Origin of the sequence: Aquabacterium sp. (genome assembly GCF_044226965.1) — a bacterium.
Classification (GTDB): Bacteria; Pseudomonadota; Gammaproteobacteria; order Burkholderiales; family Burkholderiaceae_C; genus Pseudaquabacterium.
Window position 1 is genome coordinate 22,206 of record NZ_JBGAGA010000012.1, and the last position, 22,085, is coordinate 44,290.

Sequence of the window (22,085 nt, forward strand, 5' to 3'; positions counted from 1 at the left end):
CGCCGCACCCGGGCCGACCCTGCCCGGCGCGGCTGACCCCGTGCAGTAAACTGCGCGCTTTTTTCGCGCGGGTCGAACCCGCTGCGAGAAGTGCTTGGGGCAGGTCGGAATGGAGCCAGGGTTGCGGCGCGCCGCGGGCGTCACCACGTCGTCGCTGGTGCGCCAGTTGTCGGCATGGACCGGCGCCACGCCGGCAACGCCGGCCGCACAAGACCGGGCCGCACAGGACCGGGCCGCGCAGAACCGGCCCGCAGCGGCGGAACCCTCGTTGGCCGAGCGGCTCGGCGGCTGGCTGGACTGGACCGATGCCATTGCGCTGGCCGGCGTGCTGGCGCCGCTGAACGCGGCCGAACAGGGCCCCGCGGCGCCCGAAGCCGCCGCGCTGCTGCGCCAGGCCCTGGCCGAACGCGAGCATGTGCAGGCCGCGCTGCTGCGCGAGATCGATGGCGCTGCCGCCTATCACCAAAGCTACGCGGCCATGCAGCGGCTGATGGCCGAGCGCATCGGCGCCTTGCGGTCCCGGCTGCGTGCGCTGCTGCAGCGCGCTTCGCCGCGCCTGGCGCGCCTGGCCGCACTGGACGCCGCGATGGAGGACCTGCTGCGGCTGCGTGAACGCCACCTGCTCTCGCACGTGCCCACGCTGGCCCAGGCCCACATCGCGCCCGAGGGCGCCGAGCCCGGCGACACCGGCCGCGCACAGCAAACCCTGCTGCGCGCCGAGCTGGAACTGCGGCTGCAGCCGGTGGATGGACTGATCGAGGCCCTGGAGCAGGCCGCCCCGCAACGAGAACCACAGGCATGAACAGAACGAGTGTGTGGGCGGTCTTCTCCATCGGCGCGGCGGCCATCGCCTGGATCGCCGCCGGCTACGGCCCGGCCCATCCGCTGGCGTTGACGATGACGCTGGCCATCTTCGCCTTCTTCGCGCTCGGCGCGATCGAGCTCGCGCGCTTCGGCCAGGCCACCGGCACGCTGCAGCGTGCGCTGGGCGAGCTGCCCGAGGACCTGCCGCAGCTGGGCGACTGGCTGGCACGCCTGCACCCGAGCCTGCAGAACCCGGTGCGCCTGCGCATCGAAGGCGAGCGCAGCGCGCTGCCGGGGCCCGCGCTGACGCCCTACCTGGTCGGCCTGCTGGTGCTGCTGGGCATGCTGGGCACCTTCCTGGGCATGGTGGTCACCTTGAACGGCACCGTCACCGCGCTGGAGAGCACCACCGACCTGCAGGCCATCCGCAGCTCGCTGGCCGCGCCGGTGAAGGGCCTGGGCCTGGCCTTCGGCACCTCGGTGGCGGGCGTCGCGGCCTCGGCCATGCTGGGCCTGGCCTCGGCGCTGTGCCGGCGCGAGCGGCTGCTGGCCGCGCAGATGCTGGACAGCCGCATCGCCACCACCTTGCGCCATTTCTCGCTGGGTTACTCGCTGGCGCAGCAGCGGCAGCAAGCCTTGCAGGCGCTGCAGCAGCAGGCGCAGGCCATGCCCGCGCTGGTGCAGCAGGCGCAGGCCATGCCGGCGCTGGTGCAGCAGCTGCAGGCGCTGGCGCAGCAGATGGACCGCCAGCAACAGGCCCTGCACGAGCGTCTGCTGGCCAGCCAGGACAGCCTGCAGCGCGGCACCGAAGCCGCGTTCACGCAGCTGGCCGCGTCGGTCGACCGCACGCTGCAGCGCAGCCTGGCCGAGGGCGCGCGCCTGGCCGGCGCCGCGATCGAGCCGGCCGTGGCGTCGACGATGCAGGCGCTGGCGCAGGAAGCTGTCGCGCTCCACGGCCGGCTCGACGAGCACGCCACCCAGCTGCGCGCGCTCGTCGCGCAGGAGACGACCGACCTGCATGCCCGCGTCGGCCAGGCCACCCACGAACTGCACGCCCGCATCGGCGACACCGTGCAGCAGCAGCTCGCCGACCTGCACCAGGGCTTCGGCCGCACGATCGCCGAGCTCACGCAGCAGTGGCGCGACACGCTCGCCACGCACGAGCAGCGCAGCGCCGAGCAGGCCGCCGCGCTGCAGGCCACGCTGGCCGCGCAGGATCAGCAGCGGGTCGCGGCCTTCACCGGCACGCTGGACCACATCGCGGGCAGCCTGCAGCGCGAGTGGCAGCAGGCCGGCGCGCAGACGCTGGCGCAGCAGCAGCAGATCTGCCAGACGCTGCAGGACACCGCCGGCGAGATTGCCGCGCAGACCGAGGCCCAGGCCCGCAGCACCATCGCCGAGATCGCCCGGCTCACCGCCGCGGCCACCGACGCGCCGCGCGCCGCGGCCGAGGTCATCGGCCAGATGCGCGAGCAGTTCTCGCAGAGCCTGGCGCGCGACAACGCGCTGCTGGACGAGCGCCAGCGCATGATGGCCGCGCTGGCCGAGCTGCTGCAGTCGGCGCAGCAGAGCGCGGCCGGGCAACGCAGCGCGATCGAGGCGATGGCCAGTGCGTCATCCAGTGCCATCGAGCGGCTCGTCACCGGCTCGCAGCGCACGCTGGACGACTCCGCCGCGCAGTTCGGCAGCCAGCTGCAGGCCGAGCGCGAACGGCTGGACAGCGTGGCGGCGCAGGTGGGCGCCGGCGCGGTGGAGATCGCCAGCCTGGGCGAGGCCTTTGGCCTGGCGGTGCAGCAGTTCGGCGAATCGAACACGCAGCTGCTGGCCCAGCTGCAGCGCGTGGAAACCGCCTTGAGCCAGTCGATGGCGCGCAGCGACGAGCAGCTGGCCTACTACGTGGCCCAGGCGCGCGAGATCGTCGACCTCAGCCTGGGCGCGCAGAAGCAGATCCTCGACGACCTGCAGCGCCTGGCGCGGCGCGCCGAGGTCGGCACCGAGGCCGGCGCCGAGGCCTAGTCCAGATGATGAGCGGCCACGACGAAGCCGATGCCGGGCTCGAGTCCGGCGCGCCGGTGTGGGCGGTGTTCGGCGACCTGATGTCGGGCCTGCTCGGTGCCTTCGTGCTGATGCTGGTGTGCGTGATCGGCGTGCAGCTGGACCTGGCGACCAAGCTCGACACCGAGGTCCGGAAGCGCCAGCAGGAAGAGCAGCGCCGCCAGGCGCTGGAGCGCGCGCTGGCGATCCCGCTGGCCTCGGGCCGGGTGACGATGAACAACGGCCGCATCGGCATCAGCGGCAGCGTGCTGTTCGCGCAGAACTCCGACGACTTGCAGCCCGAGGGCCAGCAGCTGCTGAAAGGCCTGGCCGCGCCCTTGGCGGCCTATCTGAAGGAGCGCGACGAGATCCTGATGGTCAGCGGCTTCACCGACGACCGGCGGCTGCGCGCGGGCAACCGCGCGTTCGAGGACAACTGGGAACTCTCGGCCCAGCGCGCGCTGACGGTGATGCGGGCGCTGATGGCCGAGGGCGTGCCCTCGTCCGCGCTGTTCGCCGCGGCCTTCGGGCCCGAGCAGCCGGTGGCCTCCAATGCCGACGCGCAGGGCCGTGCGCAGAACCGCCGGGTCGAGCTGGCACCGGTGCCGCGTTGGGCCGGCGGCGTGGCCAAGCGCCCCTGAACGGCGCCTGATCGCCCATGGTGCAGCAGGAGGCCGTCGCCGCGATGCTGGCCGCCTGGCGTGCGCGCGGGCTGCAGCAGCGCGACCCGGTGCCCTACCACCGGCTCGAGGCACTGGCGCGGCGCGCCGCGGCGCTGCAGGGCCGCACGCGCGCGCTGCTGGACGAAAGGCTCGCCGTGCTGCTGGCCCAGTGTGCGCAGCGCCTGTCCGACGACCAGGCCTGCGATGCTGCCGCCAGGGCCCCCGGCGCCGCCGTTGCGGGCCACGGCCCGCTGGCCGAGCTGGTGCGCCAGCTGGCCGGCACGCCGCCACCGCCGGCGACGCCCCTGCCCGGCGCACCGGCGTCGCCGCCGACCGGTGGTGCCGCCGTGCCCGCCGCGCCGGTTGAATTGAAGGCCCTGCGCCAGCACCGCCGCACCTGGTCGCGCCTGCATGTCGAGCGCCGGCTGAGCCAATCGAAGGCCCAGGCGCCCGACCAGGCCGGCCCGCTGCATTCGCAGGCGCTGGTGGTGCGCACGCTGAGCCTGATGCGCGAACTCTCGCCGGAGTACCTGGAGCACTTCATCGCCGAGGTGGACACGCTGCTGTGGCTGGAAGACGCGCACGGCGGCAGCGCGCTGCTGCAGAAGGACGTGCTGCGCGGTGCGGCCGAGGCCGCCGCGGCAACCCCTGCGCGCGCGCAGAAGCCGACCCGCCGGCGCATCAAGGGCTGAGCCTGGCGGGGCGGGGCCTAGGCGGTCGCCATGGCGTGGGGCTGTGGCGCGGTGCCCGCGCCGGCAGCGGCCCGGCCGCCGTGCTCGAGCTTGAAGGTGCTCACCAGGTCGGCCAGGCGCTGCGCCTGCTGGCGCAGGCTGTCGGCGGCCGCCGCACTCTCCTCGACCAGCGCGGCGTTCTGCTGCGTCACCTGGTCGAGCTGCGACACCGCCGTGGCCACCTGGCCGATGCCGCTGGTCTGCTCGGTGGTCGCCGCATTGATCTCGCCGATCAGGTCGGCCACCCGCTTGACCTGCGCCACGATGTCCGACATCGTGCTGCCGGCCTCGCCCACCTTGCGCGAACCGGCCTCGACCTTCTCCACGCTCGACCCGATCAGCGACTTGATCTCCCGCGCCGCCTCGGCGCTGCGCTGCGCAAGGCTGCGCACCTCGCCAGCCACGACGGCGAAGCCGCGACCCTGCTCGCCGGCGCGGGCAGCCTCGACCGCGGCATTGAGCGCCAGGATGTTGGTCTGGAAGGCGATGCCGTCGATGACGCCGATGATGTCGGCGATCTTGCGCGAACTGGTCGTGATGTCGTCCATCACGACCACCACTTCGGCAACGACCTCGCCGCCGCGGCTGGCCGCCGCGCTGGCAGCGCCGGCCAGCTGGGTCGCCTGCAGGGCGGTCTCCGCGTTGTTGCGCACGGTCGCGTTCATCTCCTCCATCGAGGCGGCCGTCTGCTGCAGGCTCGACGCCTGCTGCTCGGTGCGCTGCGACAGGTCGGCATTGCCCATCGCAATCTGCGACGAGCCGGTGGCAATGGAATCGGACGAACTGCGCACCTGGCCGACCACGGTCGACAGGCTCTGCTGCATGGCCACCAGCGAGCTGAGCACACTGCCGGCCGGCGCGGATGCGGCGCCTTCCACGGTGCCCAGGTCGCCCGCCGCGATGCGTTGCGCGGCCTTGCCCAGGTCGTGGGGTTCGGCACCGAGGGCCCGCACCAGGTCCCGGACGATCAGCCAGCCGAGCAGGGTTGCGACGGCGGCTGCCATCATGCAAGCCGACAGCAGGGTCACCAGGCTGCGGGTGTAGCTCTCGCCGGCCAGCCGGACGCGGTCTGCCGCGTTCGTGTCGGCATCGGACACGTAGTCGTCGGCCGCCTTCACCAAGGCCGCCAGCAGCGGCCGGCAGTCGCGGTTCAGGGCCGCGATCGCCTCATCGCGCTTGTCGTCCAGCGCCAGCTTGACGATGCCCAACGCCACCGGTCCGTACTTCGCTTCCGCCGCCTCGAGGGCTTCAAAGCGACTGCGCTCGACTGCCGAGGCGGCGGTACTCTCGGCCAGGGCCTTCTTCAGCTTGACCAGGCTGGCACCCATCTTGGCGTGGGCCGCTTCCACGGCGGCCTTCTCGGCTTCCCGGTCCTGGGCCTCCGAGACCAACAGGAGATTGCTCGCCGCAATGGCGCGGGCATTGGCCGCATCGAGCACGTCATTGGCAAGCCCCATGCGAAAGACCTGTTCGTTGACATAGTCGGCAAAGTCCTCGTGGTTGCTGCCCAGCGCGCGCAGCGCAATCACCGAGACCAACGCGACCAGCGCCACCAGCAGGGCGAAGGCGCCCGCCAGCTTGGCGCGTACCGTGAGAGATGCGAGTTTCATCGCGCGTTCCTGGGGTTGTTCAAGCGGGTCAGTTCCCACCCTGCAGCGGCCCTACCCTGCCGCCTGGAGCAGCGTTTGACGGGTGTCATTTTTATCAATGTGATCTCATTTTGATCACTTATCGATCACTTGTGGTGATTTCTAAATCATCGTTCGGCACCAGCCGGATTGAAATGTGAAATAAGGCAAAGAACCCCCTGCTGCTCGGGCGCTGGTTGTTGCAGTGGCTATCGTCGACCCCCCGTGCATCGGCGAGACAATGGCCGGCCATGTTTCCCAGAACCCTGGCCCTCGTCGAGGACGAAGGCGACTACCGCGAGTACCTGGCCACCCACCTGCGTTCGCTGGGCATCGCGACGTCGACCTTTGCCAGCGGTGAGGACCTGATCACCGACCCCCAGGGGTTCGCCTTCGAGTTCTACGTGGTCGACCTGGGCCTGCAGGGGCTGGACGGGCTGGACCTGATCCGGCTGCTGCGCCGGCGCTCGAGCGCCGGCATCCTGGTCGTCTCCGGCCGCCTGGGCGGCGAGGTGTTCGAGCAGATCGTGCTGGCCGGGGGCGACATGTACCTGACGAAGCCGGTGCAGTTCGACCAGGTGGCGCTCGCCGTTCGGGCCGTCCATCGCCGGGCCGTGCTGTCGATGGCGAAGGCAGAGGGCTGGCGGCTGCTGCGTGCCACGCGGCAGCTGGTGGCCCCGGACGGCGCCTCCGTCGAATTGAGCGAGGCCGACCTGGCGCTGCTGGAGTGCTTCGTCGGCGCCGTGGGCGCCACGGTCACGCGGGAGACGCTGCACGCGCGGCTGGGCCACAGCGCCGGTGAATCCGCCGAGAACACCCTGACGGCCACCGTCTACCGCCTGCGCCGCCGCATCGAGCGCGCCACCCCCCTGGCGGTTCCGCTGCATGCCCAGCCGCGGCTGGGCTACGTGTTCAAGGCGCCGCTGACCGCCGTGTGAGGCCGCGCGGCGGTCAGGCCATGCCCTGCGGCAGCGTCAGCCGCAGGCAGGCGCCATGGCCGTCATCGTCAACCAGGTCGATCGTGCCGCCGTGCAGTTCCATCACGCGGCGCACGATGTACAGGCCCAGCCCATGGCCGGACTGCGGACTCTCGCCTTTGCCGCCGCGCTGGAACAGCCTGGACCGGGCCTTCTGGTCCAGCCCCGGCCCCTGGTCGCAGACCTGGATCAGCAGCGCCAGCGGCTCTTCGCTGTCCATCAGCCGCACCGTGATGGGGGCATCGGGCGGGCTGAACTTGGCCGCGTTCGCGAGCAGGTTGTGCAGCGCCAGGCGCATCAGGCTCGGATCCATCTGCGCGGTGCGCGTCGTCGTGCGGCGATCGACCACGATGCGCTTGCGCGCCGGCTCCACCAGGTCCCCGATGGCCAGCGACACCACCAGGTCCACGTCGCTGTCGATCTGGCCGATGGGTTGCGCCCGGCTCAGCAGCGCCATCACCGCCAGCGTGTTGTCGATGCTGGAGGTCACCTGACTGATCACCGCATGGGCCCGCTCCAGTTCGCCGGGCCGCGTCAAGCCGGCGCCGGACAGGGCTGCATTGGCCGCCTGGAGGGCCGCATTGGCGTTGTTCAGCGGCTGCCGCACCTCGTGCGCCAGCAGGTCCAGCAGTTCGGAGCGCTCGCGCAGGCTTTCGGCCAGCGCGCGGCTGCGCTCTTCCAGCTCCACCCGCATGCCCTGCTCGTCCTGCAGCGCGCGCTCGGCGCGGCGCTGCTGGGTGATCTCGGTCACCTGCACCACGAAGCCGGCCACGGTGCCGTCGACGATGTCCGGGATGTAGTGCGCGAGGGAATGGCGCCGGGTGCCGTCCGGGCCGGGCACGATGCGCTCGAATTCCTGGGGCTTGCCCGCCAGCGCGCCGCGCACATAGGGCTCGTTCAACGCGAAGAGCTCCGGCCCCAGCAGGTCGACCATCAGCTTGCCCAGCAGGTGGCGCGGGTCCGCGCCGAACCATCGGAGGTAGGCCTTGTTGGCGTACCGGCAGCGCAGGTCGGCGTCCCAGTAGGCCAGCATCGAAGGAACGGTATCGTTGACCAGTTCGATCAGGCGCAGCGGGCTGTATTCCTGGGAGCCGTACATCGCGTGCCACGTTACATGCGAGAGGTCCGCAGATTAGCCCATCCCGCCACCGGACGGTCAACTATGGGCATTGCCAGCCCGCGACAACCGGCGCGCCGCCGCGACGCGAACTGCGCTAAGGTGCGACCCCGATGAAGACGCTGCGCGACCTGAACACCCCGCCACCGCACATCCAGGGCCGCGTCGAGGTGATCGTCGTGCGCGGCGCGCCGCGCGACCCGGCCCGCCGTGTCGAGGCCACCACCGCGCTGGCCGGCATCGGCCTGGCCGACGACCGCCTGGGCCGGCGCGGCGAGGCCGAGCTGTCCACGCGCCAGGTCACCCTGATCCAGCAGGAGCACCTGCCCATCATCGCCAGCCTCGCGCGCAGCGGCCCGATCGACCCGGTCGGGCTGCGCCGCAACCTGGTGGTCTCGGGCATCAACCTGCTGGCGCTGAAGAATGCCCGGCTGCGCGTCGGCGGCGCACTGCTGCAGATCGTCGGCCCCTGCCAGCCCTGCTCGCGCATGGAAGAGCTCATCGGCCCCGGCGGCTATGCCGCGATGCGCGGGCATGGCGGCATGACCGCGCGCATCCTCGAGGGCGGCGCGATCGCGGTGGGCAGCGTGGTCAGCGTCGCCTAGCCGGCTGCCCGGCGCCCAGCGTCGACGCGCGCTCGACGATGCGAAAGCCGATGTCGATGATCGGCTGCGCCACCGTCTCGCCGCGGCAGCGGGCGATGATCATCTCGGCGGCGCGGCGGCCGATCTCGGCGCCTTCGATGTGCACGGTGGACAGCGCCGGCTCCAGGTGCGCGGCGAAGTCGGCGTCGCCGAAGCCGCACACCGCCAGCTGCTCGGGGATGCGGATGCCGCGCGCGCGGGCCTCGATCATCACGCCATCGGCCAGGCCGTCGGAGCTGCAGTAGATGGCCTCGATGCCGGGGTCCTGCGCCAGCAGCTGGCCCAGCGCCTCGCGGCCCAGGCGCAGCGTGCTGGGGGCCTTCACCAGCACCGTGGGCACCTCGCGCCCCACGGCCGAGACGAAGCCGTCGCGCCGCTGCAGCGCGCGGTGGTCATCGGCGGTGGCGATGGCCAGCCTGCGCCAGCCCTTGGCCAGGAAGTAGCCGGCCACCGCGCTGCCCACTTTCACATGCGAGAAGCCGACCAGCATGTCCACCGGCCGGTCGGTCAGGTCCCAGGTCTCGACGACCGGCGTGCCCAGCCGGCGCAGCCGTTCCACTGCCGCCAGCGGGTCCAGCAGGCCGGCCATCACGATGCCGTCGACCCGGCGGCTGATCATGGTTTCCAGCAGCGCCGATTCGCGCGCGCGGTCGTAGCCGGTCTGGCCCAGTATCAGCTGGTAGCCGGCGCGGTCCAGCGTCTCGGTCAGCGTCTGCACCGTCGGCAGGAACTGCGGCACCGAGATCACCGGCACCAGCGCGGCCACCGTCATGCTGCGCTTGGACTTCAGACCGCCGGCCAGACGGTTGGGGACATAACCCGTTATCTGCACGGCCCTCATCACCCGCTCGATGGTGGACTTGGACACCACCTCGGGGTTGCTGATCGCGCGCGACGCGGTGATCAGCGAGACCTTCGCTTCTCGGGCGACGTCGTGCAGCGTGACGGACTTGGGGGCGGCGGGCGGGCTCATGCAGGCGCGGATTATCCGACTCCCGCAGCGGGCTACTTGACGCTGCGAATGACAACGTTACCATTCACCCCACACCCCGACTGCGCTTCGCGTACTCGGCAGAAACCCTGATTCACGCTGTTGTGCGGCACCAAATGACAACGTTACCATTCGTCGGAGCGAAGCCCTGATGGCTACCTCGCAAGACCGCATCGCCTGGCTGCGCCTGTCGTCCTGCGTGCTGCCGCTGGCCACGCCGATCAGCGATGCCAAGGTGCTCACGGGCCGCCAGAAGCCGATGACCGAGGTGGCCCTGCTGTTCGCCGAGCTGATGACCGCCGACGGCCACCAGGGCCTGGGCTTCAGCTATGCCAAGCGCGCCGGCGGGCCGGGGCAGTACGCGCATGCGAAGGAGCTCGCGCCGGTGCTGATCGGCGAAGACCCGAACGACATCGCGCGGCTGTGGACCCGCCTGTGCTGGGCGGGCGCCTCGGTGGGCCGCAGCGGCCTGGCCACGCAGGCCATCGGCGCCTTCGACGTGGCGCTGCACGACCTGAAGGCGCGGCGCGCCGGCCTGTCGCTGGCCAAGCTGCTGGGCGCGTACCGCGATTCGGTGGCCTGCTACAACACCTCGGGCGGCTTCCTGCACACGCCGCTCGATCAGTTGCTGGTCAATGCGCAGGCCTCGGTCGAGCGCGGCATCGGCGGCATCAAGCTCAAGGTCGGCCAGCCCGACCGCGCGGCCGACCTGCAGCGCGTGGCCGCGGTGCGCAAGCACCTGGGCGACGGCGTGGCGCTGATGGTCGATGCCAACCAGCAGTGGGACCGGCCCACCGCGCAGCGCATGTGCCGCAGCTTCGAGCCCTGCCAGCTGGTGTGGATCGAGGAGCCGCTGGACGCCTACGACCACGAAGGCCATGCCGCGCTGGCGGCGAGCTTCGACACGCCGATCGCCACCGGCGAGATGCTGACCAGCGCGGCCGAGCATGCCGATCTGATCCGTCACCGCGCCGCCGACTATCTGATGCCCGATGCGCCGCGCGTCGGCGGCATCACGCCCTTTCTGAAGATTGCCGCGCAGGCCGAGTCCGCCGGGCTGATGCTGGCACCGCATTTCGCGATGGAGCTGCACGTGCACCTGGCGGCGGCCTACCCCAGCGAGCCCTGGGTCGAGCACTTCGACTGGCTCGAGCCGCTGTTCAACGAGCGCATCGAGATCCGCGATGGCCGCATGCAGGTGCCCACGCGCCCCGGCCTGGGCCTGAGCTTGAGCGAGCAGGCCCGCGCCTGGACGCGCGAGCAGGCCGAGTTCGGCCGCCGGCCCTGAGCCGCCTTATCCCTTTCCACAGCCCCCACACACCGCAAGGAGACATCCCATGAAGCAGCTGTTCACCGCCCTCGCCGTCGGCCTCGCGCTCGCGGCCCCTGCAGGCCAGGCGCTGGCGCAGGCCTGGCCCACGGCCAAGCCGGTCACGCTGCTGGTGCCCTTCCCGCCCGGCGGCTCCACCGACCTGATTGCGCGGCAGGTCGGCACCAAGCTGCAGGAAAAGCTCGGCGGCAACTTCATCGTCGACAACAAGGGCGGCGCCGGCGGCACGGTGGGCGCCGCGCAGGCCAAGCGTTCGGCGCCCGATGGCTACACGATCTTCGTGTCCTCGCTCGGCCCGTTCGTCATCGGCCCGCACCTGCTGAAGAACGTCGGCTACGACCCGACCAAGGATTTCGACTACATCACGCTCGCGGTGCAGGCGCCCAACGTGCTGGCGGTGCCCGCGGCATCGCCGCACAAGAGCTTTGCCGACGTGCTGAAGTTCCTGAAGGCCAACCCCGGCAAGATGACCTTCGCCTCGGCCGGCAACGGCACCTCCGACCACCTGACGGCCGAGCTGCTGTGGCAGGAGACCGGCACGCAGGCCACGCACGTGCCGTACAAGGGCGGCGCGCCGGCGATGTCCGACCTGATCGGCGGCGTGGTCGACGCCACCTTCATGAACATCAACACCGGTCTCACCAACATCAAGGCCGGCAAGCTGCGCGCGCTGGCCATCACCTCGGCCAAGCGCTCGCCGCTGCTGCCCGACGTCCCGACGATGGAAGAGCTGGGCTACAAGGGCGTCACGGTCTACTCGTGGCAGGCCTTCGCCGCGCCCAAGGGGCTGCCGGCCGACATCAAGACCAAGCTGCACGACGCCATCGTCGCGGGCCTGAACGACCCGGCCGTCAAGCCCAAGCTGCTGGAGCTGGGCTTCGAGATCGTCGGCAACACGCCCGAGCAGTTCACCGCCTTCCAGGCCGCTGAGTTCGCGCGTTGGAAGAAGGTGATCGAGGTCGGCAAGATCACGGCAGATTGAGACCTTGCCGCCATCACAACAACCGAGGAGACCTGGATGCACGACCCTTCCGCTTCATCGCGGCGCACCTTCCTGCGCGCCAGCGCGGCCACGGGCTTTGGCGCGCTGGCCGGCAGCGCGCTGGCGCAATCCTTCGAGTACAAGCCGAACCAGCGCTACCCCGATCCGGCGGTGCAGATCCTGGACCCCAGCTTCGCGAAGTACCGCCTCTACAGCAGCACCATCGAGCAGTTGGGCACCGGCATGCGCTGGGCCGAGGGGCCGGCTTACTTTCCGGGTGCCAACGGCGGCCCGGGCCACCTGCTGCTCAGCGACATCCCGAACAACCGCATCATGAAGTTCGACGAGAAGACCGGCGCCTTCACGGTCTTCCGCAGCCCGGCCAACTATGCCAACGGCAACACGCGCGACCGCCAGGGCCGGCTGGTGACCTGCGAGCATTCGGTGACGCGCCGCATCACCCGCACCGAGCACGACGGCAAGATCACCGTGCTGGCCGACAACTTCGAAGGCAAGCGCCTGAATGCGCCGAACGACATCGTCGTGAAGAGCGACGACTCGGTGTGGTTCACCGACCCGCTGTTCGGCATCAACGGCGAATGGGAAGGCTCGCGCGCCAAGCCCGAGCAGGCCAACACCAACGTCTTCCGCATCGCGCCCGATGGCAAGATCAGCGCAGTGATCACCGACCTGGTCAACCCCAACGGCCTGGCTTTCTCGCCCGACGAGAAGAAGCTTTACGTCGTCGAATGGAAGGGCACGCCAAACCGCAGCCTCTGGGCCTACGACGTCAACCCTGACCACACGGTGAGCAACAAGACCAAGCTGATCGATGCGGCCGACCAGGGCGCGCTCGACGGCTTCCGCGTCGACCGCGACGGCAACCTGTGGTGCGGCTGGGGCAGCAACGGCGCGCTGAACGCCGAGGCCACGGACGTGGGCGGCCGCAAGGTCTTCACGCTGCGCGGCAAGCCGGAAGAGCTGGACGGCGTGATGGTGTTCAGCCCGCAGGGCAAGCCGCTGGCCCATGTCCGCCTGCCCGAGCGCTGCGCCAACCTGTGCTTCGGCGGGCCGAAGAACAATCGCCTGTACATGGCCAGCTGCCATTCGCTGTACGCGCTGTACGTCGAGGCGCACGGCGCCACCTGACACAACCCCGAGAGAACCTTGCCATGGCCCCCACGCCGCTGACGATCCGCATGCACGAGCGCGACAACGTCGCGATCGTCGCGAACGATGGCGGCCTGCCGGCCGGCACCGCCCTGCCCTCCGGCCTGGTGCTGGTGGACAAGGTGCCGCAGGGCCACAAGGTGGCGCTGGAGGACATTGCAGCGGACGCACCGATCCGGCGTTATGACGTGGTCATCGGCACCGCCCTCAAGCCCATCCCGGCCGGCAGCTGGGTGCACGAGCGGCTGCTGCGGATGCCCGACGCACGATCGCTCGAAGGCCTGCCACTGGCCACCGCGCCGAAGAACGCGCTGCCGCCGCTGGCAGGCTACACCTTCGAGGGCTACCGCAATGCCGACGGGTCGGTGGGCACGCGCAACATCCTGGCCATCACGCAGACGGTCCAGTGCGTGGCCGGCGTCACCGCCTTCGCGCTGCAGCGCATCAAGGCCGAGTTGCTGCCGCGCTATCCGAACGTCGACGACGTGGTCGCGCTCGAGCACGGCTACGGCTGCGGCGTGGCGATCGACGCGCCCGATGCGGTGGTGCCGATCCGCACGCTGCGCAACATCAGCCTGAACCCGAACTTCGGCGGCGAGCTGATGGTGGTGAGCCTGGGCTGCGAGAAGCTGCAGCCCGAGCGCCTGCTGCCGCCGGGCAGCGTGCCGATCGTCGACACGCGCGGCGACGGCGCCAACACCACCGACGCCGCGCTCGATGTGGTGTGCCTGCAGCACGAATCGCATGTCGGCTTCATGGCGATGGTCGAATCGATCATGCGCCAGGCTGAAGTGCACCTCGCGCGCCTGGACCAGCGCCGCCGCGAGACGGTGCCGGCCAGCGAACTGGTGGTGGGCGTGCAGTGCGGCGGCAGCGATGCCTTCAGCGGCGTCACCGCCAATCCGGCGGTGGGCTACTGCACCGACCTGCTGGTGCGCGCCGGCGCCAGCGTGATGTTCAGCGAGACCACCGAGGTGCGCGACGGCATCGCGCAGCTCACCGCGCGCGCCACCACGCCCGAGGTGGCGCAGGCCATGATCCGCGAGATGGCCTGGTACGACGCCTACCTGCAGCGCGGCGCGGTCGACCGCAGCGCCAACACCACGCCGGGCAACAAGGCGGGCGGCCTGTCGAACATCGTCGAGAAGGCAATGGGCTCGATCGTCAAGTCCGGCTCGGCGCCGATCGCCAACGTGCTCGCGCCCGGCGAGAAGCTCAAGGCCAAGGGCCTGACCTACGCCGCCACGCCGGCCAGCGACTTCATCTGCGGCACCCTGCAGCTGGCCGCCGGCATGAACCTGCATGTCTTCACCACCGGCCGCGGCACGCCCTACGGCCTGGCCGAGGTGCCGGTGATCAAGGTGGCCACGCGCAGCGAGCTGGCGCGGCGCTGGCACGACCTGATGGACATCAACGCCGGCACCATTGCCGACGGCACGGCGACGATCGAGGAGGTCGGCTGGCAGCTGTTCCACTTCATGCTCGACGTCGCCAGCGGCCGCCAGAAGACCTGGGCCGAGCGCTGGAAGCTGCACAACGCGCTGGTGCTGTTCAATCCGGCGCCGGTGACGTGAGTGCTTTGGCAGGCCGATCTTGACGGCTATGCCGTTGACGATATTCAACGCCGCTGGTTCGTCGTTGATCGAAGTGCCCTCAGAGCCAGTTGGCGCTTGGCCAGCGCTTGCTGCTGCAATCCGGGAAGCGCACTCCAGTGCAAGCTTCCTTGATCTGCCCAAGTCAATGAGCCTTGGTCGTGAAGCAGACTCATTGGCGCCGTAACCGGCTTCGAGCGTTGCGTCAATCGTGCGCCGGCAGACACGATGTCGAGGCGACCATCGCCGTTGAGATCACCCACCACGAGAGTCCCGGAATAGCTGGCGCGGCCTTCGTTGTAGACAGGATCCGGGGCACTCAGCGTGCCGTCGGCCTGCTGGTAGCGAATCTGTATCGAATCCGCCTGGCCATCCAGGGCCATCACCAAGTCGAGTCGACCATCGCCGTCGATGTCGGCGATGCGCAGGCCGGTCGGGGTTCCCCACTTCCAAGCACTGGTGCTAACCGTGCCATCGGCCTGGACCTTGTGAATGTTTACGTGACCATTCTGGCCGGTCGCAACAATCTCGGGACGCCCGTCGCCGTCAAGGTCACCCACTGCCAAAGGACGTTCCTGCCCGGCTGAGTACAAATGGATCGGAGGGTTGTAGCCGCCACTCGAACGGCGCAGTAGCACCGACAGCCCGTGCGCGCCTAGGTAGTCATCGAGCGTCGCCACGAGATCATTCTGGCCGTTTCCATCCAGGTCCGCTGCGGCCACCTCCAGAACACGGCGACCACCGCCAAAATCCAAAAGTTCGCCGGGCTGCATGCGGCCGCTGGAATCAGCGCGCCACACCTTCACGCTGGACAGTTGATCGCTGTTGTCGCTGACAAGCAGCGCGGGCCGGCCGCGGCCGTCCGCATCGACGGCCCACAGATGCCACGGAACGCCACCGGTCTGCAACACCTGTCGGATCGTTGCTTCACGCTTCGCATTCCATTGCAGAACGAGCACGCCGCAGCCGCCGTTGGCCACTGCCAATTCGATGCGTCCGTCGCCATCGAAGTCGGCCGTAGCCACGTGCCCAGTCGAGCAGGGACCAAGGCCAGACAGATTCACCGGCACCACTCGACCGTCGGAATGCCCCCAAATGACATAGAGGCCAGGCTTACCGTAGCGATACCCGATCGATTCATAGACCAGATCGAGCGCACCATCGCCGTCCAGATCGGCGATCGCGCTGGACAGAATGCCTCCCTCATCCTCGAATGCGACCGGATCCTCGAAACGTAGCAGTGGCAGTGTGACGTCATTGGACATGTCACCGGTCACGTAGGATTGCAGGGTCTCGTCGTAGCCTTCGTCAATGCCAATGCCGCGCGCCCGATAGCTGTGCTTCACCGCACCGACGCCCGGCACCCACCACGTTGTCGAGAACAAGGTCAGAAAGCTGTCGATCCGGTCGCCGCTGCTGAGCACCAGCACCTCGTAGAGAGTCTGCTGGATGCGATGCGGAGAGGCGAAGATGCCGGCTGGAGTCTTCACCAATTCGAGGCCAACCATGGGGGAGACGTCGGCGACGATCTCCAGGCTGTCCTCGATTCCATCTTCATCGACATCCATGCCAGCAGGTATGGTCGTACGGAACTGCGTGAAAGAGCCCAGTGGGAACGAGAAGATTCGCTGACCGTTCAACAGACGAAGTTCGGGTGAAGTCTGGTCTGCGGGATCCAGATAGTCTCGAACCCCATCGGTATCGACAGTGAAGTATTCGGTAGAGACCGAGCCGTCGACACCATCTTGAGTTTCGATCGCCGTCGCCTGCCGACCTTCGACAATGCGGTCACCTACGACCTTGACTACCGTCGGCACGCTGTTGCGGCTGTTCGCATAAATCCACTGCGAACCCGGCGCCACCGGAAACAGGTCCGCGGCACTCTGCGCGCCCCGAACGATCAGTCGTGCCACTCGAGTCAGCACGCTGCCACTGGCGTTGGTCAGCCTGGCGCGGTAGTAACCATCGAGTCCTCGAGGTGGGACCAAGCGTGTTGCCGTGCCACCCTGGATGTCCTCGAAGCGGCGCCCACCGTCGCCGCTGTACTGCCATTGAACCGTCGTCGCGCTGGGCGATTGATATGCCAGCTCGAAATAGGGTTCGAAATAGGAATCCGGGTGATAGTTCAAGGGCTGTGCGGTAATGTTCGGCAGCGCGCAGGCAGGCCCCTGCATTCGGCAGGTGTCTGCGACGATTTGCGCTGCATAGTCACGCAGCATGCCAAGGGATTTAACCTGCCAATTCGTATACGGACCATAGCCATAGATGCCGCCATCCTCAGTGAATCCGAGGACATTGCCATTGCTGTACGAATGAACCGTGTAGCGGATGCCTTGATAGACAAGAGCGGACTCGGCACCGCTTTCAGGAAAGAGATTCGGGAGCGCCCACTCGGCCCAGGCGAAAGCTTGTGCCATGGTCACGGCAGGCGGTGTCGATGACGCCTGCACCGTGACCCGCATCGCAAACTGCCGGCGGGCATCCAATGCACCGGAAGGGTGGCCATACCCATCGGTCGATAGGTCGGACGGGTCTGCCGACTCTGATCCACCTCCGCAACCGGCCACCAACATCGTGGCAGCGCAGAACACGGTCGCCAGACATCGCAGTACGGGTTGTGGGCGACAGCCGGTCATGTGCACGCCCGCACAGCGCCCGCAAAGGCGCACTATGTGACTCATCGTCCCCCCTTGCTTGGTCTCCAAGTCGTCGCCCGATTCTGACAGGCCACAACAACAGGGCGACCACCTACGACGCTCTGACTCTGAGACGTTGGATTTGCATGCACCACCTGTTGCTCGGCCTTGCAGTTGGTCAGCCGTCTGAACGCTCCACGACCAACTCGCTGATCTGCAGCACCGGTTGAATATCCGTGTAGTTGACCAGGTCGCCCCTGATTTCCTGCGCGTGCGGGGCGCGGGCTGCCTGGAAAGCTCGAATGTTGTGCGCCGGCCACGCGTCAACCCAGCGCCAGCCCCTCGTGGCGCGCCACGCGCTCGAGCGCTGCCTCGAACAGCGCCCGCGAGGCGCCCGCCACCTGCTGCAGGTAGGCATGCAGATCGGCGTCGGCCGCGTTGCGGTGGCGGCAGCCGGCGCTGTAGGCCTCGAAGCTCGCCAGCTGCATCAGCAGCTCCGCCACGTGCCGCGGGCATTCGCAGGCCAGGCGGGGTGGCAGCCCGGCGATGGCGGTGAGGGCGGCATCGTCGTAGCGGCGCGGCGGCACCGTGCCGGGCGCCTGCGCCGCTGGCGGCCTGTCGCGCGGCGCGCGGTCGGCGCTGCGCGCTGACCGCCCCACCGGCAGCGACGCCAGCCAGGCGCCCAGCGCCGCATCGTCGGCCGGTTCGCGGATCACGACAGCCCCCGTGTCGGCCAGCGCGTGGATCGCAGCGGACCCCGCATAGCGGTACAGCACCGCCACCTGCCTGGCGCGGCAGGCCTTCTGCGCCGACACCATCGCGGTCTTGAGCTCGCGCGGAAGTTCGGGCCGCAGCTCCGGCGCATGCCACAGCAGCAGATCGGCCGCGGTGCCGGCCGGCGCGCGCGCGGCGTCGGCCAGCGAGTCGAACACCGTCAGCCGGTGCGGGGCCAGCACCCGCTGCCGCAGCAGCGCCGGCCGCTGCAGCCGTGCCGCCAGCGCCGGCCCCACCACCACCAGCCGCAGGGCCGGCCGGGCTCGGGCCGGGCCCGGGCTCTCTGACGCGGCCGGCACCGCCGGCGTGCGGGCCACCGCCTGCAGCTGGGCGCTGTCCAGCCCCGCGAGCTGGCCGATCGCGTGGCCCTGCTCGGTCAGCTGCCGCAGCAGCAGCACGCGCTGCACGTCGGCCGGTGAATACAAGCGGTGCCCCGCGGCCGTGGTGGCCGGCTGCACCGCGCGGTAGCGCTGCTCCCAGATGCGCAGCGTGGCCACCGGCATGCGGGCCATGCGCGCCACCGCCGCGCTGCGGAAGGCCGGCCCGGGAACGGCGGGGGATGCCGGCGCTGGCCGGCGGCGAGGCGATGTCATGGTGAGTTGATTTTGAGTCGTAATATTGATGCGCTTCAGCAGGTCATTGTGCCGATGAGTTGGTGATGAGCCTGTTTTTCCTATCATGCGCGCTCCCGTCAACTCCGTGACCGCCATGCACAACACCCGACGCACCTTCCTGATGACCGTGGCCGCCGGCAGCGCGGCGCTCTCGACCGCGGCCCGCGCGCAGGCCAAGGTCGACGAGAAGGACGCCCAGGCTGCGGCCCTGGGCTACGTGGCCGATGCCACCAAGGCCGACACCAAGAAGTTCCCGAAGTACGCGGCCGGCCAGGCCTGCGGCAGCTGCGCGCTGTTCCAGGGCAAGGCCGGCGACGCCTGGGGCGCCTGCCCGCTGTTCGCCGGCAAGCAGGTGTCCGGCAAGGGCTGGTGCAGCGCCTGGGCCAAGAAGGCCTGACCGTGCCCGTCCGCCAGGGCCGCACGCGGCCCCGGCGCGGCCGGCCGATCGCATGAAGCACACGCCCTCGCCCGCCTTCAAGGGCAACAAGCAGTCGCTGCCCTGCAAGCCCTGCATGGCCTGCGGCCGGCCGATGAGCTGGCGCAAGCGCTGGGCTCGACACTGGGACGAGGTGAAGTTCTGCTCCGACGCCTGCCGCCGAATGCGGGGTCCGGGGCGCGCCGCGTGAAGCGCCTGCGCACCCTGGTCCTCGTGCTGGGCGACCAGCTCGATCTGGACGCGGCGGCCTTCGACGGCTTCGATCCCGCGCAGGACGCGGTGTGGATGGCCGAGGTCGACGAAGAGTCGACCCACGTCTGGTCGAGCCAGCCACGCATCGCGCTGTTCCTGGCCGCGATGCGCCACTTCGCGCAGGCACTGCAGGCCGCCGGACGGCCGCTGCACTACCGGCGCCTGGACGAGCCGGGCAACCGCGGCAGCCTGGCCGCCGAACTGCAGCACACGCTGGCAGCGCTGCAGCCGCAGCGCGTGGTGATGACGGCGCCCGGCGACTGGCGCGTCTGGCAGTCGCTGAAGGCCGTGGTGGCAGGCGCCGGCCTGGCGCTGGAGGTCTGCGAAGACCGCCACTTCTTCAGCACCGCGCGCGAGTTCGCGTCCCATGCGCAGGGCCGCAAGGCGCTGCGGCTGGAGTTCTTCTACCGCGCGCTGCGGCAGCGCCACGGGGTGTTGATGCACGAGGGCCAGCCGATCGGCGGGCGCTGGAACTTCGACGCCGAGAACCGCGAGGCCTTCGGCCCCGAAGGCCCGGGCGCATTGCCCCCGCCGGCACGCTTCGCGCCGGATGCGCTAACGCGCGAAGTGATCGCGTTGGTCGAAACCCGCTTCGCACAGCATCCCGGGTCGCTGGCCAGCTTCGCCTGGCCGGTGACGCGGGCGCAGGCGCTGCAGGCCCTGCAGCTGTTCATCGAACAGCGCCTGCCCCTGTTCGGCCGCTACGAAGACGCGCTGTGGCCCGGCGAGCCCTGGCTGTACCACTCGCAGCTGTCGGCCGCGCTGAACCTGAAGCTGCTCTCCGCGCGCGAGGTGGTGCAGGCCGCCGAGGCGGCGTACCACGCCGGCCGCGTGCCGCTGGAAAGTGCCGAGGGCTTCATCCGCCAGATCCTCGGCTGGCGCGAGTACGTGCGCGGCATCTACTGGACCCAGATGCCCGGCTACGCCGACCGCAATGCGCTGCAGGCCAGGCAGGACCTGCCCGCCTGGTACTGGACCGGCGAGACCGACATGGCCTGCCTGCGCGAGGTGATCACGCAGACGCTGGCCCACGGCTACGCCCACCACATCCAGCGCCTGATGGTGAGCGGCCTGTTCGCGCTGCTGCTGGGCGTGCGGCCGCAGCAGGTGCATGCGTGGTACCTGTCGGTCTACGTCGACGCGGTGGAATGGGTGGAGCTGCCCAACACGCTGGGCATGAGCCAGTACGGCGATGGCGGGCTGATGGCCAGCAAGCCCTACGTGGCCACCGGCAAGTACATCCAGCGCATGGGCGGCCCCTGCGCCGGCTGCCGCTACGACCCCGCGCAGCGCAGCGGCGAGCGCGCCTGCCCGTACACCACGCTGTACTGGGACTTCCTGATGCGCCACGAAAGCCTGCTGGCCGGCAATGCCCGCATGGCGCTGCAGGTGAAGAACCTGGCGCGCCTGAGCACCGCCGACCGCGCGGCCGTGGCCGAGCGGGCCGAGGCCATTCGCCGGGGCGCGGTGGGCCGATCCGCAGCCCGCCCATGAGCGCGTTCCCACCCACGCTCGCAGCCGCCCACGCGCGCATCGCCGCCGTGCGCCCGGCCGACTACGCGCGCAGCCGCAATGCGCTGGGCGGCGCGGCGTCGCGCCTGTCGCCCTACATCACGCACGGCTTCGTCAGCCTGCCCGAGGTGCTGGCCGGCGTCGCGGCGCAGCACCGCCTCGATCCGCAGCACAAGTTCGTGTACGAGCTCGGCTGGCGCGCCTACTTCCGCCATGTGTGGCAGCACCGCGGCGACGCCATCCTGCAATCGCTGCACGCGGGGCCCCTGCCCGAGGACGCCTACGCCCGCGCACTGCCGGCCGACATCCGCCAGGCGCGCAGCGGGCTGCCGGTCATCGACCAGGCCGTGCGCACGCTGTATGCCACCGGCTACCTGCACAACCATGCGCGCATGTGGCTGGCGAGCTACGTGGTGCACCTGCGCAAGGTGCACTGGCGCGCGGGCGCCGACTGGATGCTGGCCCACCTGCTCGACGGCGACCTCGCCAGCAACCACCTGAGCTGGCAGTGGGTGGCCGGCACCGGCAGCCAGAAGCCCTACCTGTTCAATGCCGGCAACGTGGCGCGCTACGCGCCGGCGGACTGGCACAGCCCGGGCAGCGTGATCGACCAGTCCTACGCGGCGCTGGACGCGATCGCGCGAAGGGCCGCGCCGGTGCCGGCGCAGCCCGCGGACGACGGTGTCGACGAGCCCGCGCTGTCATCGCAGCCGCCCGATGCCGCGATGCCGATGGCGGAGGACGTGGCCGGCCGCGACGTCTGGCTCATCCACCCCTGGGCGCTGGGCGCACCGCCGGCCGACCTGCCGGCAGGCTGCCTGCTGCTGGGCTGGTGGCCGGCCGAGTGCCATGCCGCCTGGCCCTGGAGCGCGGCACGCTGGCGCTTCGTCGGCGCGCGCATGGCAGCCCTGGCCACGCGGCAGTGGCAGGGCGACCGGCAGGCCCTGGCGCAGGCGCTGGCCGCGGCCCGCTCGGTGCAGACGCTGGCCGATCCGCATGTCGGCCCGTTGCTGCCGCCGCAAGTGCGGCAACGCCCACCGCAGCCGCTGTTCGCCGAGCCGGACCGGCCCTGTGCCTCGTTCTCCGCCTGGTGGCTGCGCAGCACGCGCGGGCTGCAGGCCCTGCAGGACTTGCCGGGCCTGGCCGCGCAGCGGGCGGACTGAGCGCCGGCGCCGGGCGGCCCGCTGGGCGCTGGGCAA

19 protein-coding genes and 1 pseudogene are annotated in these 22,085 nt (G+C 70.2%); 14 read left to right on the plus strand and 6 right to left on the minus strand.

Going from position 1 to position 22,085, the window contains the following annotated elements:
- The first annotated feature begins 121 nt into the window (after positions 1-121).
- Genes ACILR4_RS07635 through ACILR4_RS07650 form a run of 4 tightly spaced genes read left to right on the plus strand, consistent with a single transcriptional unit; the run spans position 122 to position 4,192 of the window.
- Positions 122-802 (plus strand): DUF3348 family protein, encoded by a 681-nt coding sequence (locus tag ACILR4_RS07635; RefSeq protein WP_395700247.1) that lies wholly within the window; start codon positions 122-124, stop codon positions 800-802.
- Positions 799-2,820, plus strand: a complete 2,022-nt coding sequence (locus ACILR4_RS07640; protein WP_395700248.1) for a hypothetical protein — start codon at positions 799-801, stop codon at positions 2,818-2,820. The genes ACILR4_RS07635 and ACILR4_RS07640 overlap by 4 nt, the downstream gene beginning before the upstream one ends.
- An 8-nt stretch (positions 2,821-2,828) precedes the next feature.
- Positions 2,829-3,479, plus strand: a complete 651-nt coding sequence (locus ACILR4_RS07645; RefSeq protein WP_395700249.1) for an OmpA family protein — start codon at positions 2,829-2,831, stop codon at positions 3,477-3,479.
- Between the two features lie 17 nt (positions 3,480-3,496).
- On the plus strand, positions 3,497-4,192 hold the full coding sequence (locus tag ACILR4_RS07650) for a DUF2894 domain-containing protein (protein ID WP_395700250.1): 696 nt from the start codon (positions 3,497-3,499) through the stop codon (positions 4,190-4,192).
- A 17-nt stretch (positions 4,193-4,209) separates the two neighbouring features.
- Here the strand turns inward: ACILR4_RS07650 and ACILR4_RS07655 are convergent, their stop codons facing one another.
- A complete protein-coding gene (locus ACILR4_RS07655) occupies positions 4,210-5,841 on the minus strand; it encodes a methyl-accepting chemotaxis protein (protein WP_395700251.1) in 1,632 nt (543 codons plus the stop codon).
- A gap of 269 nt (positions 5,842-6,110) precedes the next feature.
- Here ACILR4_RS07655 and ACILR4_RS07660 point away from each other — a divergent pair, with 269 nt between their 5' ends.
- Positions 6,111-6,797, plus strand: coding sequence for a response regulator transcription factor (locus ACILR4_RS07660; protein WP_395700252.1), 687 nt, complete (start codon positions 6,111-6,113; stop codon positions 6,795-6,797).
- A gap of 13 nt (positions 6,798-6,810) precedes the next feature.
- On the opposite strand, the gene ACILR4_RS07665 is transcribed toward ACILR4_RS07660, so the two are convergent.
- Positions 6,811-7,935: an ATP-binding protein gene (locus ACILR4_RS07665; protein ID WP_395700253.1), complete on the minus strand. Its 1,125-nt coding sequence runs from the start codon at positions 7,933-7,935 to the stop codon at positions 6,811-6,813.
- Between the two features lie 131 nt (positions 7,936-8,066).
- Between ACILR4_RS07665 and ACILR4_RS07670 the strand changes: the two genes are divergently transcribed.
- Positions 8,067-8,558 carry an MOSC domain-containing protein gene (locus ACILR4_RS07670; RefSeq protein ID WP_395700254.1) on the plus strand — a complete coding sequence of 164 codons (492 nt, stop codon included), beginning with the start codon at positions 8,067-8,069 and terminating at the stop codon, positions 8,556-8,558.
- Here ACILR4_RS07670 and ACILR4_RS07675 read toward each other — a convergent pair.
- Positions 8,545-9,570, minus strand: a complete 1,026-nt coding sequence (locus ACILR4_RS07675) for a LacI family DNA-binding transcriptional regulator (protein ID WP_395700255.1) — start codon at positions 9,568-9,570, stop codon at positions 8,545-8,547. The genes ACILR4_RS07670 and ACILR4_RS07675 overlap by 14 nt on opposite strands.
- Positions 9,571-9,739: 169 nt before the next feature.
- Here ACILR4_RS07675 and ACILR4_RS07680 point away from each other — a divergent pair, with 169 nt between their 5' ends.
- Genes ACILR4_RS07680 through garD form a run of 4 tightly spaced genes read left to right on the plus strand, consistent with a single transcriptional unit; the run spans position 9,740 to position 14,644 of the window.
- On the plus strand, positions 9,740-10,876 hold the full coding sequence (locus ACILR4_RS07680) for an L-talarate/galactarate dehydratase (RefSeq protein ID WP_395700256.1): 1,137 nt from the start codon (positions 9,740-9,742) through the stop codon (positions 10,874-10,876).
- A 49-nt stretch (positions 10,877-10,925) separates the two neighbouring features.
- Positions 10,926-11,900, plus strand: coding sequence for a Bug family tripartite tricarboxylate transporter substrate binding protein (locus tag ACILR4_RS07685; protein WP_395700257.1), 975 nt, complete (start codon positions 10,926-10,928; stop codon positions 11,898-11,900).
- Positions 11,901-11,936: 36 nt separating this feature from the next.
- On the plus strand, positions 11,937-13,049 hold the full coding sequence (locus ACILR4_RS07690; protein ID WP_395700258.1) for an SMP-30/gluconolactonase/LRE family protein: 1,113 nt from the start codon (positions 11,937-11,939) through the stop codon (positions 13,047-13,049).
- Between the two features lie 23 nt (positions 13,050-13,072).
- Positions 13,073-14,644 (plus strand): galactarate dehydratase, encoded by a 1,572-nt coding sequence (gene garD / locus ACILR4_RS07695; RefSeq protein WP_395700259.1) that lies wholly within the window; start codon positions 13,073-13,075, stop codon positions 14,642-14,644.
- A 44-nt stretch (positions 14,645-14,688) separates the two neighbouring features.
- Here garD and ACILR4_RS07700 read toward each other — a convergent pair whose 3' ends face one another.
- The 3 genes and pseudogenes from ACILR4_RS07700 to ACILR4_RS07710 form a co-directional block, all read right to left on the minus strand.
- Complete coding sequence (locus tag ACILR4_RS07700) at positions 14,689-17,079, minus strand: FG-GAP repeat domain-containing protein (protein WP_395700260.1); 2,391 nt, start codon at positions 17,077-17,079, stop codon at positions 14,689-14,691.
- A 397-nt stretch (positions 17,080-17,476) separates the two neighbouring features.
- Positions 17,477-17,605, minus strand: a pseudogene (locus ACILR4_RS07705) (EthD family reductase); the annotation flags it as partial.
- A gap of 16 nt (positions 17,606-17,621) precedes the next feature.
- Positions 17,622-18,665 (minus strand): MerR family transcriptional regulator, encoded by a 1,044-nt coding sequence (locus ACILR4_RS07710; RefSeq protein ID WP_395700261.1) that lies wholly within the window; start codon positions 18,663-18,665, stop codon positions 17,622-17,624.
- A 115-nt stretch (positions 18,666-18,780) separates the two neighbouring features.
- Between ACILR4_RS07710 and ACILR4_RS07715 the strand changes: the two genes are divergently transcribed.
- Genes ACILR4_RS07715 through ACILR4_RS07730 form a run of 4 tightly spaced genes read left to right on the plus strand, consistent with a single transcriptional unit; the run spans position 18,781 to position 22,049 of the window.
- Positions 18,781-19,083, plus strand: coding sequence for a high-potential iron-sulfur protein (locus tag ACILR4_RS07715; RefSeq protein ID WP_395700262.1), 303 nt, complete (start codon positions 18,781-18,783; stop codon positions 19,081-19,083).
- Between the two features lie 52 nt (positions 19,084-19,135).
- A complete protein-coding gene (locus tag ACILR4_RS07720) occupies positions 19,136-19,312 on the plus strand; it encodes a DUF2256 domain-containing protein (protein WP_395700263.1) in 177 nt (58 codons plus the stop codon).
- Positions 19,309-20,868 (plus strand): cryptochrome/photolyase family protein, encoded by a 1,560-nt coding sequence (locus ACILR4_RS07725; protein ID WP_395700264.1) that lies wholly within the window; start codon positions 19,309-19,311, stop codon positions 20,866-20,868. The genes ACILR4_RS07720 and ACILR4_RS07725 overlap by 4 nt, the downstream gene beginning before the upstream one ends.
- Positions 20,865-22,049: an FAD-binding domain-containing protein gene (locus ACILR4_RS07730; protein WP_395700265.1), complete on the plus strand. Its 1,185-nt coding sequence runs from the start codon at positions 20,865-20,867 to the stop codon at positions 22,047-22,049. Before ACILR4_RS07725 ends, ACILR4_RS07730 begins: the two co-directional genes overlap by 4 nt.
- The last annotated feature ends 36 nt before the right edge of the window (positions 22,050-22,085 follow it).